Annotated in this window: 12 protein-coding genes and 1 tRNA gene; 8 read left to right on the plus strand and 5 right to left on the minus strand. The window is 38.6% G+C overall.

Translation table 11 applies throughout. From position 1 onward, the window contains the following. Window positions 1-17 precede the first annotated feature (17 nt). From OK025_RS22080 to OK025_RS22110, 7 genes are all read left to right on the plus strand, one after another. A complete protein-coding gene (locus OK025_RS22080; protein ID WP_317666882.1) occupies window positions 18-581 on the plus strand; it encodes a YqgE/AlgH family protein in 564 nt (187 codons plus the stop codon). Between the two features lie 172 nt (window positions 582-753). Next, on the plus strand, window positions 754-2,643 hold the full coding sequence (gene htpG, locus OK025_RS22085) for a molecular chaperone HtpG (protein WP_317666883.1): 1,890 nt from the start codon (window positions 754-756) through the stop codon (window positions 2,641-2,643). Between the two features lie 250 nt (window positions 2,644-2,893). Next, window positions 2,894-2,967, plus strand: a tRNA-His gene (locus OK025_RS22090). Window positions 2,968-3,678: 711 nt separating this feature from the next. After that, the gene (locus OK025_RS22095) at window positions 3,679-4,602 is read left to right on the plus strand and encodes a cation transporter (protein WP_317666884.1); all 924 of its coding nucleotides are present in this window, start codon (window positions 3,679-3,681) and stop codon (window positions 4,600-4,602) included. A 213-nt stretch (window positions 4,603-4,815) separates the two neighbouring features. Next, window positions 4,816-5,568: a DeoR/GlpR family DNA-binding transcription regulator gene (locus tag OK025_RS22100; protein WP_317666885.1), complete on the plus strand. Its 753-nt coding sequence runs from the start codon at window positions 4,816-4,818 to the stop codon at window positions 5,566-5,568. Window positions 5,569-5,578: 10 nt separating this feature from the next. Beyond that, entirely contained in the window at window positions 5,579-6,280 is a 702-nt protein-coding gene (gene rpiA, locus OK025_RS22105) for a ribose 5-phosphate isomerase A (protein WP_317666886.1), read from the plus strand. Between the two features lie 87 nt (window positions 6,281-6,367). Continuing rightward, complete coding sequence (locus OK025_RS22110; RefSeq protein ID WP_317666887.1) at window positions 6,368-7,402, plus strand: Gfo/Idh/MocA family oxidoreductase; 1,035 nt, start codon at window positions 6,368-6,370, stop codon at window positions 7,400-7,402. Window positions 7,403-7,444: 42 nt separating this feature from the next. On the opposite strand, the gene OK025_RS22115 is transcribed toward OK025_RS22110, so the two are convergent. Continuing rightward, the gene (locus OK025_RS22115) at window positions 7,445-8,338 is read right to left on the minus strand and encodes a cation diffusion facilitator family transporter (RefSeq protein WP_317666888.1); all 894 of its coding nucleotides are present in this window, start codon (window positions 8,336-8,338) and stop codon (window positions 7,445-7,447) included. A 70-nt stretch (window positions 8,339-8,408) separates the two neighbouring features. Next, a complete protein-coding gene (locus OK025_RS22120; protein WP_317666889.1) occupies window positions 8,409-8,972 on the minus strand; it encodes a TlpA disulfide reductase family protein in 564 nt (187 codons plus the stop codon). A gap of 186 nt (window positions 8,973-9,158) precedes the next feature. Here OK025_RS22120 and OK025_RS22125 point away from each other — a divergent pair, with 186 nt between their 5' ends. Beyond that, window positions 9,159-10,442, plus strand: a complete 1,284-nt coding sequence (locus OK025_RS22125) for a retropepsin-like aspartic protease (protein ID WP_317666890.1) — start codon at window positions 9,159-9,161, stop codon at window positions 10,440-10,442. 67 nt (window positions 10,443-10,509) lie between these two features. Here OK025_RS22125 and OK025_RS22130 read toward each other — a convergent pair whose 3' ends face one another. The 3 genes from OK025_RS22130 to OK025_RS22140 form a co-directional block, all read right to left on the minus strand. Beyond that, the gene (locus tag OK025_RS22130) at window positions 10,510-10,731 is read right to left on the minus strand and encodes a cation transporter (RefSeq protein ID WP_317666891.1); all 222 of its coding nucleotides are present in this window, start codon (window positions 10,729-10,731) and stop codon (window positions 10,510-10,512) included. A 150-nt stretch (window positions 10,732-10,881) separates the two neighbouring features. Next, the gene (locus OK025_RS22135; protein WP_317666892.1) at window positions 10,882-13,299 is read right to left on the minus strand and encodes a heavy metal translocating P-type ATPase; all 2,418 of its coding nucleotides are present in this window, start codon (window positions 13,297-13,299) and stop codon (window positions 10,882-10,884) included. 134 nt (window positions 13,300-13,433) lie between these two features. Beyond that, window positions 13,434-13,694 carry a hypothetical protein gene (locus OK025_RS22140; RefSeq protein ID WP_317666893.1) on the minus strand — a complete coding sequence of 87 codons (261 nt, stop codon included), beginning with the start codon at window positions 13,692-13,694 and terminating at the stop codon, window positions 13,434-13,436. Between the last annotated feature and the right edge of the window lie 327 nt (window positions 13,695-14,021).

A 14,021-nucleotide genomic window follows, 5' to 3' on the forward strand; every position in this document is an offset into this window, starting at 1 on the left:
ATTAAAATTCGCGCTATATGTTTACCGAACTAGACCCACAGAAAGGAAGTTTGCTGATTTCCGAACCTTTTATGCTTGATCCTAGATTTTTGAGATCCGTCATATTATTATGTGATTACAATACGGAGGGAGCTTTGGGTTTTGTCCTGAACAATCAAACTAATGTACGTATCGGTCAACTGCTGGAATCTATCCCTCATTGTAACTTTCCGATCTATCTCGGAGGGCCTGTAGCACAGGAAAGTCTTTTCTTTGTCCATAGCCGATTTGACCTTCTGTTAAGTGGTGAAGAGGTTGCACCAGGCATCTACTTTGGCGGCGATGAGGAGAAACTGATTGACGCCATTCAATCAGATCGCATTAAACAGGATGAATTGAAATTTTTTATCGGTTATTCCGGTTGGTCCCCAGGTCAGCTAGACGGCGAAATTAAAGAAAATAGCTGGGCGGTTCAGAATAAATACCACCATCAGCTGATTTTTGAAGGAAATGGCGAACTATTATGGAAAGATGCCATTATCGGTCTTGGCCCAAAATATGCGCATGTTGCCAATTTTCCACAGAGCCCAGGATTAAACTAACGCAAACTATTCTGCATTACGCTGACAGATTTGATCCGGGGGGACTAAACCCACATTACAAGTCAATGACAAAATAGACGTATTTCTGCCATCCTGTCCTACAACAGCGGTTTGGAACACCGATTGTGTATTTTTAACAAATCATAAAATTAAAAATATCGACATAAAAATTATGAATCCAGAAAAAGGTAGTATCTCAATCCACACGGAGAACATATTTCCCGTAATCAAAAAATTCTTATACTCTGATAATGAAATTTTCTTGCGCGAACTGGTATCTAATGCAGTTGATGCTTCTCAGAAAATCAAACGCTTAGCTTCATTAGGACAATACAATGGAGAAATAGGCGAATTGATTGTAGACGTAAAATTCGATGAAGCTGCTAAGACCATCACGATTTCCGATAATGGTATTGGTATGACAGCCGACGAGATAAAAAAATACATCAACCAAATCGCATTCTCTGGAGCAACAGAGTTCATGGAGAAATTCAAAGAGGCAAATGATGCAAATGAAATCATCGGCCGTTTTGGATTAGGCTTCTATTCTGCCTTTATGGTAGCAGATACCGTAGAAATTCAGTCACTATCTTACCAGGATGGTGCAGAGCCTGCGCATTGGACCTGTGACGGTAGTACCTCATACGAAATCTCAACGGGTACAAGAACAACACGTGGTACAGATGTAATCCTACATATTAACGAAGAATCAACTGAATTCTTGAGTCAGGCTCGTTTACAGGACATCTTAGATAAATATGCAAAATTCCTGCCTGTATCCATTCGTTTTGGGACAAAAACCAACTCGGAACCTGATGGTGAAGACGAAGAAGGAAAACCAAAATACAAGTCCGTAGAGGTTGATAATATTATCAATAATACGAATCCTGCCTGGACAAAATCACCGTCTGAATTAAAAGACGAAGATTACCTGGCATTCTATCGTGAGCTTTATCCCTATTCAATGGATGAACCCTTGTTTTGGATTCACCTCAATGTAGATTACCCATTCAATCTGACAGGTATCCTTTACTTCCCTAAGGTTAAAAACGAACTTGAGATCCAACGTAATAAAATCAAGTTATATTCGAGACAAGTATTTATCACAGACGAAGTCAAAGATATTGTTCCAGAATTCTTAATGCTCCTCCATGGCGTCATTGATTCACCGGATATCCCATTGAATGTATCACGTTCATTCTTGCAAGCAGATAGTAACGTCAAGAAAATCAACAGCTATATCACGAAGAAAGTTGCCGACAAACTGAACGAAATCTTCAAAACTGACCGCAAAGGCTTTGAAGAAAAATGGAACGATATCGGTTTATTTATCAAATATGGCATGCTGAGCGATGAGAAATTTGCGGAAAAAGCAAACGATTTTTGTTTGGTAAAAAACACAAATAACGAAAGCTTCACCATCAAAGAATACTGCGAGAAAGTTAAAGATATTCAAGCAGATAAAGATGGAAACGTTGTCTACTTATACACCCATGATGCAGCCCAACAAGATGGCTTTATACAGACGGCTTTAAATAAAGGTTATGATGTATTGATGCTTGATGGGCCTCTTGATACTCACTTTGCTGCTTATCTAGAACAAAAAGGCGGCGAAAAAGTACAATTGAAGCGTGTAGATGCAGACGTAATTGATAAATTGATTCAAAAGGATGAAAAGGTAGCGCTCTCTCTTTCTGAGGAAGAATCTAAAAAAGCTTTGGCAGTTTTTGAAAAAGCAATTTCCCGTCAGGACATGAAGGTTGAAGTTGATGCGCTCCAGGAAGCTGATTTACCCGTATCCGTAACAATTGACGAATTTATGCGTCGTATGAAAGATATGGCGAAAACGGGCGGTGGTATGAACTTTTATGGCTCATTGCCGGACAATTACAAAGTTACCGTTAATGGAAATCACCCACTGATCAAACGGATTTTATCATCTTCAGAAGAAGAAGGATCAAAACTGGCTAAACAAGCATTTGACTTGGCACTTCTATCCAGAGGATTATTATCGGGAGCAGATTTGACATCTTTTGTAAAGAGAAGTGTAGAGATGATCTAATATTATCTCCTTAACGAAAAAAGGCGGTTTTTTTAAAAAGAAACCGCCTTTTTTGTTTGCTATTGACAACCTAGAATAGCATTTGTACCACCTAAACGACTTTGAATACTGAATTTGATGCACGGTTCAGGTTTTTTATTAAAATTTAATAAACTAATCTTCACCTAGTTGACCTTAAAGCCCCTTTTTTTTGAGTGAAATATTTGGAGGGAATAGGGTTTAATCGTACTTTTGTATCATCAAAATCACGGTAGGTATAGCTCAGTTGGTTAGAGCACTAGATTGTGGTTCTAGGGGTCGTCGGTTCGAGCCCGATTACTTACCCAAAAAGGCAGATCAAATGATCTGCCTTTTTTAATTTTAGCAAGATTGATACTAATTTTCCTCCTATAACTTTTCGCAGCACTTCCATTAATAGATCAGAAAGTAAGTTTAGCTTGGGTTGATTCATAACAATGACACCTCCTTTTAAACCTTTTATTAGCAATATCCTTGACATTGGAACATATAAAGTAAAGACGGCCCAATACGATGACGGGCTGTAAGAGCAGTAAATAGCGCACCTTTGTCGCGGCAGAATGAATTGGCTTCTTTTTTTGAGAAACTTACCAGCCCCGGAGGAACTTGACGGATTCTTGGAAACCGGGACTGGATAAGTTAGATCAAACAGTTAAGATTGCTACCGTAATAATGATATAACAAAATTAAATTTAAAAAATCAGATTTTTGTTTTCTTAATTATTCAATTGCTTTTCGTATTAATAACTATCTTAAAAACTCTCCGATTTTTTACTGACAAACCCAGAAATTCATCGAAGTAAAGGGCTGCAAACAGAGTCAATCAGCTGATTATAGCAACGTTGTTCCCTCATTGATCAAAATTTAATAATATCAAAAACTTTCTTAATAATCTTTAAAACTGAATTCATGATACTTTGATCTACCTTAGTAGCTGTTAGGTGAGGTTATTTAGATTTAACCAGTCTAAATTCGGAAGGAAGGCCAGCAGTCATCTTTATTTAGCTAAAGACATATATGAATAGACAGGGAAATATTGAACGTAAAGCTCTATTAGTTGGTGCATTTATTTATTTAGTTCTGGGATTGTCAGGCTGGTATACCTATTATTCGTCCAACTCAGAAGCAATGCTGTTGGATGCAAATTACAATATGGTGAATTCCTTTGCCAGTTTTATTGGATTCTATGTTGTAAAAATACGCAGTAAGAAAACAGCGACATTTCCATGGGGACAATTTATTTATGAATCATTATATGCATTAGTAAAAGGTATTTTAATTCTTGGAATACTAATCGCTGCACTCTGGGAAAATAGCATGAAAATATATGTTTACTTTCTTAAAGGAAAAACACTTGTGGTAAACACCGATCCAATTTTGCCTATGATCGTTATTTCAGTTGTGTTAAGCTTTGGATTAGCAATATACTACAAAAGCTCAAACAAGAAAATCGAAAATACCAGCACTATGCTAGCTACTGATACGAAAGCGGCCATGATAGATGGGTATCTCTTTTTCTTTGGGGGCGGATCTTTACTATTGATGCTTTACTTAGGAAAAATCATACCATCACTGCGTTTCCTGCAGTTTATTGGAGATGCATTGGTTGTATTAATTTTTGAAGCTGTAATGATCAAGGAGCCCATTCATATTATTAAAAACAATTTCGTGGAATTGGCCGGCGGCCAATTACAATCCGACAGCGAATGGAAAGAAATAAAGGATATAGTAACAAACACCCCTATTCGACACTTTACGATCAGCAATGTGTACATTATTAAGACTGGTAGTTCGATTTTGATTCTTGTATATATTTCACAGAATTCAGCATCTTCCTTTATTAAAAAAGACGATATCATTCAATTTAAAGCTAGTAATATCACGCAATTAATAAAAATGGGGTATCCCAACGTCGCAATGGAGCTAATAATACAGGGCTAGCAAAGTATCTCGCATCGCATCAAATTCATATAAGATCAACTAAAAGACCAGTCAGACTGAATTTATTTAACTTTTAAAATATTTAGTATTTAAAATATACACTCGTACAAAATGTTGCAATATTTTGCATAAAATACAGGTATTATGAATTATTTATTACAACATATATCAAAAATACCCTATGTTTGTAACATAATTTACAAAAAAGATAGCATGATTTCAAAGGAAGAACGTCACGATTTTATATTATCGAAGATTAAAAAGGAACGAAAGCTCGCAATGATCGACTTGGCAACAGAACTCAAGGTCTCTGAGCACACCGTGCGACGGGATCTGAAAGAACTCTCTGATGCTGGTCTGCTACGCGCAATCCGAGGTGGAGCCACTGTTCGATCAAACATACCTTTCGACATATATAACCGTAACAAGCTCGACATTTTGGAAAAGCAGCTGATAGCTGAAAAATCGATTACATTGTTGCGAGATAATCAGGTGGTTTTTTTTGATGGCGGTACAACAACACAGGCTATTGCCGGAAATATACCCGATGAACTAGCACTTACTGTGGTTACCCATAGTCTTCCCATTGCAAATATACTTTCTAACCATCCAAATATTCAGCTGATCTTCGCAGGCGGTATTTTCTGTAAATCTTCTTTTACCATGCAAGGTAAGGCTGCTATCTCCCTATTTGAAGAAATTTATGCTGATATTTGCTTTCTTGGTATCTGTAGCCTGGATCTGCAACATGGACTTACGGCTAGAACGCTGGAAGAAACATACATCAAAAGGGCGCTATGTAAAAACGCCAGCAACATCGTAGCTGCCACAACAAGCAATAAACTGGAAACAACAGAACCTTTCGTTATTTGTCCTACAACGGATGTCAATTATTTAATCACGGAAAGAGATCCTTCAGAAATGCTTTTAACGGCCTATCATAAAACAAATATTACGATTTTATAAATGCTAAGCTATGAGAAATCTAAAACAAGAAGTTGCTAGAGCCGCACTTCACTTGTTGGAGCCGCATCAGGTAATCGGTCTGGGTGTTGGATCAACAATAGCTCATTTCGTCGATTTGATTGCTACTGAAATCGAATTTAAATCCGATTTAAAATTTATTTCACCTTCTTTGGAAACCAAAATATTGCTTCATACACATGGACTCATTTGCATTGATTGTAATACATTATCTGCGCTTGACTACTATTTTGACAGTTGTGACCAAGTAGATCAAAATTTAAATGCGCTCAAAAGTGGTGGCGGGGTACATTGCAGTGAAAAAATCATGGCAGCTATGGCAGATCAATTTATCCTCTTAGTTGATGCGACAAAGATGGTCAAAGAGCTTAGTACAACATATCCGTTATGTATAGAAATACTACCCGAAGCTTGGCTTTCTGTATGTAATAAAATAAAATCCAGCTTTGGTCCGCAACTATCCGAAATTGTATTGCGCCATTCCAAACAAAAATCTGGTCCACTTACATCAGACAGGGGCAATTTCCTAGCTGATATTTATTTCAATACACTACCTGATCTTGAACATTTGAACAGGGATATTAAACAAATCCCAGGAGTTTTGGAACATTCCCTCTTTTATCAGTTGTGTTCTGAATGCCTCATGGCAACTGATAATGAAATAAAACATTTACATTCAAAACGAGTTGACTAAGTGGGCAGTAGAAAAAAATGAATTCGAGCACTCCCCTTAAAATCGTGTAAATTATTTAATAAAAATTACAAAACACTTCAAATCAATATGCAAAACACTCAAATTAACACCGGAATACTCAGTTTTGGCATGTCAGGTCGCGTCTTTCACGCACCATTTATACATACAAATCCACATTTCAACCTTGTCGCTGTGGTAGAACGATCAACCAAAACAGCTCATAAACTTTATCCGACGGTAAAGAGCTATGATAGCATCAGCGAACTATTAGCGGATGAAAGTATCGAGCTGGTTATTGTAAACACACCAAATTATACCCATTTCCAATTTGCCAAAGAGGCTTTGGAGGCCGGAAAGCACGTATTGCTTGAAAAGCCCGCAGTTGATGATTCAAAACAATTCGACGAACTGCTTGACATCAGTAGCGCACAGAATAAGAAACTATTTTTTTATCAAAATAGAAGATATGACAGTCACTTCCTTGATATCAAACAAGTAATCGACAGTAAGGAATTAGGAAAGCTCATTGAAGTGCATTTTAGATTTGACCGATATAAAATGGAATTAGGTCAAAAATATTTTAAGGAAGATGCACAGTATATTTCCAATGGTATTACCTACGATCTTGGTCCGCACTTGATCGATCAGGCCATATCGCTCTTCGGAAAACCTATCAAGTTTGCCAAAACAACGTCGATTAATAGACCAGATTCAAAAGTTGCAGACTATTTTCATTACCATTTATATTATCCCGAAGGCCTTAATGTTTACTTAACAGGCAGTCTGCTTGTTGCATCCCCACAGGCAGCCTTTGTCCTGCATGGAACACAAGGGAGTTTTATCAAGCACATGACCGATGTGCAAGAGCAGCAACTGATCGATGGCATGCTGCCCAACAATCCATCTTATGGAATCGAACCTGCTAGTGCTAAAGGAAAACTCGTCACTATCGATGCTTCTAACCAGAGAAAGGAATCAGATATAACAGCGCACAAAGGAAACTACAATCAGCTGTTTGAAGATATTTATGAAAGCCTAAGAAATCAAGGCGATTACCCTATAAAAGCAGATCAGATTAAATGGCAAATTGAAATGCTGGAAGCTGTAGACACTTCAGTCTAAAAAAATGGAGCACATCTTGTTATTGCTAAGATGTGCTCCATTTTAGGTTACACTCCAAAGACATTCATTGGGTTCGATATGAATCATGACATGACCAAGATCAGGTATATTCCTGATCAAATGATCTTTGAGCTTATGAGCCAAGTCGTGCCCCGCCCGTACTGTGATTTCACTATCGACGATGGCATGTAAGTCAACATGATACTTTGCGCCCGACTTGCGGACATAACATTTTTCAGTAGCTTTGATTCCATCTACCTGTAAAGCAAGCTCACGAATGTTATCGATCACTTCTTCATACACATTCTCATCCATGATTTCGCCTAGCGCCGGCCTGAAAATATGATAACAGTTGTAGAGTATAAAACCTGCGGCGAACAGTGCAGCATAATCATCTGCATTTTCGTAGCCCTTTCCCATCAATAGCGCAATGGAGATTCCAATAAAAGCCGCCACAGATGTGATAGCATCGCTACGGTGATGCCAGGCATCCGCTCGTAATGAAGAACTATTTGTTTCTCTACTTTTCTTCATCACGATCCGGTAAGAAATCTCTTTCCAAATAATGATGCCGCCCAAAACAAACAGCGTCCATGGCTTTGGTAAGTCGTGCGGCGTTCCGATATTCTCAACACTTTCATAAGCTATTATGGTCGCTGACACTATCAAAAAACCAACCACAATAAAGGTAATCAGGGGTTCCACCCTGCCGTGACCATAAGGATGGTTATCGTCGGCAGGTCGTTGCGCATATTTTAGACCAAGTAACACGAGAAAGGAAGAAAAAATATCGGCTGTTGACTCAATTGCGTCAGCAATCAATGCATAAGAATTCCCAAAAAAACCAGCTAACCATTTCAACAAAGCCAACAATGCGTTGCCTACAATACTAAAATAAGTTGTTCTGACAGCAGTCTGTTCTTGATGTTCCGACATAGCGATAATTTCCTTAACAACGCGGGATTACTCTTTTTCTTATCAAATTCTAGCGCTCATGCAACAATCATTAGCTGCCACTGGCAAGATCCTGCAATGCTTTTTTAATTTCCGGTGTCCCGTAATCGCGACTCCCTTCCAAGCGTTCCACAATCTTGCCACTTTTATCCAAAATTACGGTTGTCGGAATTGACTGCCCAAGGAAAGTTGGAGGAATATCACCTGCCGGAACATATAAAGGTAGATCATATTTGTTCTCCGCCATGAAAGCAGAAGACTTATCGATGTCTCCATCAACATCAACCATCAGAAAAACAATATCCTTATTGTCTTTAAGCGACTGCCTAAGCTGATCGATAGAAGGTAATTCGTGTATACATGGAGGACACCATGTCGCCCAAAAATTGATAAACACCACTTTACCTTTTAAATCATTCAATTGAACAACATTACCGGATTTATCTTTAAATGACACATCTGTTGCTGTCGTAGGAACAGCGGATTCAGTTGTATCCTGCAATTTTTCAACCTTAGCTTCGCTCTTGGTTCTGCTGTTTTGGCAAGCGAATAAAAGGCTGGCAGATAGTACTGTCAAACCAAACAGCATGGAACGGCTATTAAACTTTAAATTCATCGTTTCTTGTTTCATTAAAATAATAAAATTTGCAGATCCATCCAATCATGTAGACTTAGATAAACCTCTTGACCGTATTGATATTTGGAAAAATCTACAAACTATTTTAGCTAAATTAACCTTAATTATCCGAGAGTACAAGCGACTTCTTCGTTTTTCTCGTTAGCGCATTTTATTTTACGCATTATGAATCATTTAAACATTTGTTTTAAATTTTACGTTACGACCTCAGTATTGCTGCTATGTGTGCAACTTAGCGCTGCTCAAAATGTAGACTCCAGCTTCAACACAATTTATCAGTTGATAATCCAAAAGGATTTCTTTACAGCCCGTGATAGGTATGCCACCAACAAAACAGCTTTTAAAGAAACATACCAAAAAAAGATCATCGCTGCGGTCCTAGCCAACGCCTTCAATAAACCCCGGGATTCAAACAAAGAGATAGCTTCCCTCAAAATGAACAAAAACGAACTACCAGATACACTACTGTTAAAGGTTCTTCGTATCCAGGAGGACAATTTTGTCAAACTGAAAGATTACGCCGGAGCGAAAAGGACTGCCGAAAACGTGCTCCTTCGATTTGATCGATTGCTAACTGCTGACGAAAAGGAAGATCTAAGAAACAACCTTAAAATATGGTCCGCCCTCGCGCATGTTCCAGCTCAGGTTGTATCAATCACTGGCGACAGCCGACTTAAAATGACAAAGGATGCTGCAGGTCTAAAAAATCTAAAGATAACCGTGAACGGCCATACCGCACAGTTTATATTTGATACAGGGGCCAATCTATCGACAGTTTCGGAATCTACGGCCAAACGTCTCAATATGGCTATTATCCCCGCAAGCATTGATGTGGATGCGATCACTGGTATATCAATCAAAGCGGATCTAGCTGTTTGCAAGGCCTTGAAATTTGGTCATATCACTGTTTCTGACGCAGTATTCCTTGTCTTTCCCGACAGTGCACTCCGTATTCCACAAATCAACTATCAAATCAACGGGATAATAGGTTTCCCAGTCATTGAAGCGCTTCACGAAATACAGCTGACCCAGGATGATCTTTTCATTGTACCGCAAAAAGAGACAGCTTCTTCACAAAACTCAAATCTTGCAATTGATGGATTATCACCTTTACTTTCCATTGAAGGGAAACATTATGCATTTGATACCGGAGCGGAGAAAACGATCTTATATGAATCATTTTACAAAACCTATAAGCGGGAGATCGAAAGAAAATATAATCCAAAAACAATTGCAATGGGCGGAGCCGGTGGAAGAATCGAGCATGAAGGCTTTATAATAGATCATACCTTCATAATTGGTCATAAATCGATCTTCCTTGAAAATATAAGCGTTTTAAAATCTAAAATTAAAGATGAAACTGTTTATGGAAACATCGGGCAGGATATCATACATCAGTTTTCTAAGATGATCATTAATTTTAGTCGTATGTATATTAGGTTTGATTGATAGCTAACTCATAACCAAAAACAAAAACGCCCCATATTATGGGGCTTCTGTTGATTTATTGAAAAAATTAAGCGGAGTAGGATGCTGCATTAAAGCCCTTCCTTTTGATAATGCCGATAATTTCTTCTTCGGAAATTCCTTCAGATTTTACCGTCAGAATCTTATCTGCTACTGAGGTATCAACACTCCATTCGCAGATACCATCCAAATTGTCCAGATCAGCACTTACCTTTGACACACATCCGCTGCAATTAAGGTTTGTTTTAAATTGAAGTTCTTTGCTTTCCATGTTATTTTTATTTTAATGTTATCAATCTATTATTTATCTCTTTACCTATACAAATTTCACGTTTATTTAACCGTTATGTTTACAGTTTTCCTATTTTGTTTTGCACTATTTACCGGAAGCAGAATGCATTCCCAGGTTGATATCCGGTGGTTATTTTTTCCATTTAAGGCGCAAGCTATTACTAACCACACTTACACTGCTTAGGGCCATTGCGGCTCCGGCAATCATTGGATTCAAAAGGAAACCGTTAATTGGATAGAGTATACCAGCGGCCAAAGGAATACCTATTAAGTTATAGATAAAGGCCCAAAACAAGTTTTGTTTGATCGTCGCTACTGTTTGCTTAGACAAGCGAATAGCCTGTGGAATTTTTGTCAAATCCGAAGAAATAATTGTCATTTTCGCTACATCCATTGCAATATCACTTCCTTTTCCCATAGCAATACTAACATCCGCGGTTGCTAAAGCGGTGCTGTCATTAATACCGTCTCCAACCATAGCCACAATTTTCCCTTTTTTCTGTAATTCTCTGACAAAATCTGCTTTATGCTGTGGTAATACTTCGGCTTTATAATGTTTAAGACCTGTCTGTGCCGCGATAGCATTGGCGGTAGATTCGTTATCACCGGTCAGCATGTACAATTCGATTCCCATTGCCTGCATCTCCTTGATGGCGCGCACAGAACTCTCTTTGATTCGATCTGCGATGGCAATTACTGCTAATGCAGTATGATGATTGGCAAACCAGATCACTGTTTTTGATTGCTTTTCCCATTGGGTGGCATATGCCCTCAACTCGGCCTTGATCTCAATGTCATTTTCGTCCAATAACCTCCAATTACCAACGAAATAGGTTTCTGACCCTTCCCTTGCTTTTACACCTTTACCAGTAATACTTTCAATGGAAGATATTTTTGCATCATTTACCTTATTGAGATATCCGACAACTGCATCGGCCAGCGGGTGTTCAGATTGCTTTTCCATACTTAATAGGATGCCTTTCAAATGATCACTGTCATCGCTCCACTGCACGTCGGTAACAACCGGTCTTCCCTCTGTAATGGTACCGGTTTTATCCAAAACAACTGCATTCACCTTTTTAGCCAACTCCAGACTCTCCGCATCCTTAATTAAAATACCCTGTTCGGCCCCTTTGCCGACGCCGACCATAATAGCCGTCGGAGTAGCCAATCCCAGCGCACAAGGACAGGCAATAACCAAAACTGTTACCGCTGCCAATACCCCTTGAACCAGATGGTTTTCTCCGCCTAAAGTAAGCCACAGTAGAAAAGTTAATATAGCGACACCAATTACAATAGGAACGAATATACCTGCAATGCGATCCACGAGTTTTTGCACAGGAGCCTTACTGCCCTGCGCATCCTGCACCATTTTTATAATCTGTGCAAGCATTGTTTCCTTTCCGATTTTTGTTGCTTTGAATTGGAAGCTGCCCTTCTGATTGATAGTTCCGGCAAACACCTTTTCATGTTCCAGTTTCAAAACCGGTACCGGTTCCCCACTTAACATACTTTCATCAACATAAGAGTTTCCACTGCTGACAACACCATCGACGGCAATCTTTTCGCCGGGTTTCACCAGGATTGTGTCTCCTGTATGCACAGCCTCTATTGGTACTTTAGATGTACGCCCATCCGGCTCTACCACTATTACCGTCTTAGGCTGCAAGCCCATAAGCTTTTTTATAGCCGATGAAGTGTTTCCTTTAGCCTTTTCTTCCAGTAATTTACCCAACAGAATAAATGCAATGACGACTGAGGCCGCCTCAAAATATACATGTGCATGTAGCCCACGCGTATGCCAAAATTCAGCAAAGAGCATATTGAAAAGACTAAAAATATAGGCTATACCTGTACTTAATGCCACAAGAGTATCCATGTTGGCAGAACGGTGTTTGGCTTGCTTCCATGCATTGACAAAAAAGTCCTTACCTAACCATAGGACTACTGGAGTTGAAAAAAGCCACATGATAGGATTTGCATAAGGGATATGCATGAAGAACATGCCAATGATCACTACGGGGAGCGATAGTAATACCGCCCACCGAGTTTTCGTCTGAAGCTTACGAAATTTCTCGGCGTGAATTGTCTCTAAAGTTTCCCGCTGTGTAGATTCATCCTCAATTAACAAATCATATCCACCAGCTTGAACTGCTTTTTGTATTTTTATTTGATCAGTGACGTTAGGTAAATACTCAACGGTAAGGTTTCCCGTCGCAAAATTCACAGATGCATGGACAACTCCTAGTTCATATTTCACGATACTTTCAGCACTACTGGCGCATGAAGCACAAGTCATCCCAAGAACCGGAAATGTTTTGGTCAATGTTGAAACACCATAGCCAAGATCTTTGATCGCCTTTATACTGTTAACAACAGCATCACTATCTTGAGGTATAATAGCTGCTCTATGATTGTTCAATTCCACATGATAACTTGCCAACCCCTTCACGTCAGCAAGTCCCTTTTCGACAATTGAGGCACAATGTTCGCTTTCAACATTCGCTAAAGGGATGTAAATTGTGTCTTTATAAATATCTGTCGCCATAAATTGATTGTTTTATTTTACAATACAAATTTGGCTACAAATCATAAGTGATCCGTTACATGATTAAGGAATTGATTTGTAAGATTTACAAAAAAATCATCAGTCAACTTCTTGAGTTATGAAAGAAAGCTCAATTATCGCTTAGATTCCTGAACAAAACCGTAAATTATATAGTCCCCCCGCTCTTCAAGCTTGATCGTTTTTATTTCATTCTGGTCAAATTCATGGATTGGTTTATGTATAAAATCTTGAATTCTGTCAAATGCTACACCGATTTTTGTGTTTTCATCCGTATAAATCTGATGTTCTGCGGAAGTTTGCCAGCTCACTTTTTTTCTAAATAACCGTAAACCTTCTCTTTTCAAAAAACTGTGCATTTCATTAGATAAATTCATATTCTTATTGTTTTATGCGCCCACACTACTCACCTATTTATTTGGCAGATGTTTTTTATTTAGGTTCAAAACCTAATCTTTTCAATAGCCTATTCACCTCTCCCCCCCCAAAAAACACTAGTAATCAGGAAGAAAAACAGATCAATAGAACTAAAAATAGATAGAACTAAATTAGTAAACCCAATAGAAACCGACAATGACACCCGCCTTATTTCATCGTACCCAAATGCTATTTCATCGAATTTATTCCGTTCAGGTCATGGTGCTTCTTTCCATGTCAACGATAACCTAACAGTGAAGGGTCACACAAACGTTGTTCAATCAAAC

The organism is Sphingobacterium sp. UGAL515B_05, assembly GCF_033097525.1.
GTDB lineage: Bacteria > Bacteroidota > Bacteroidia > Sphingobacteriales > Sphingobacteriaceae > Sphingobacterium.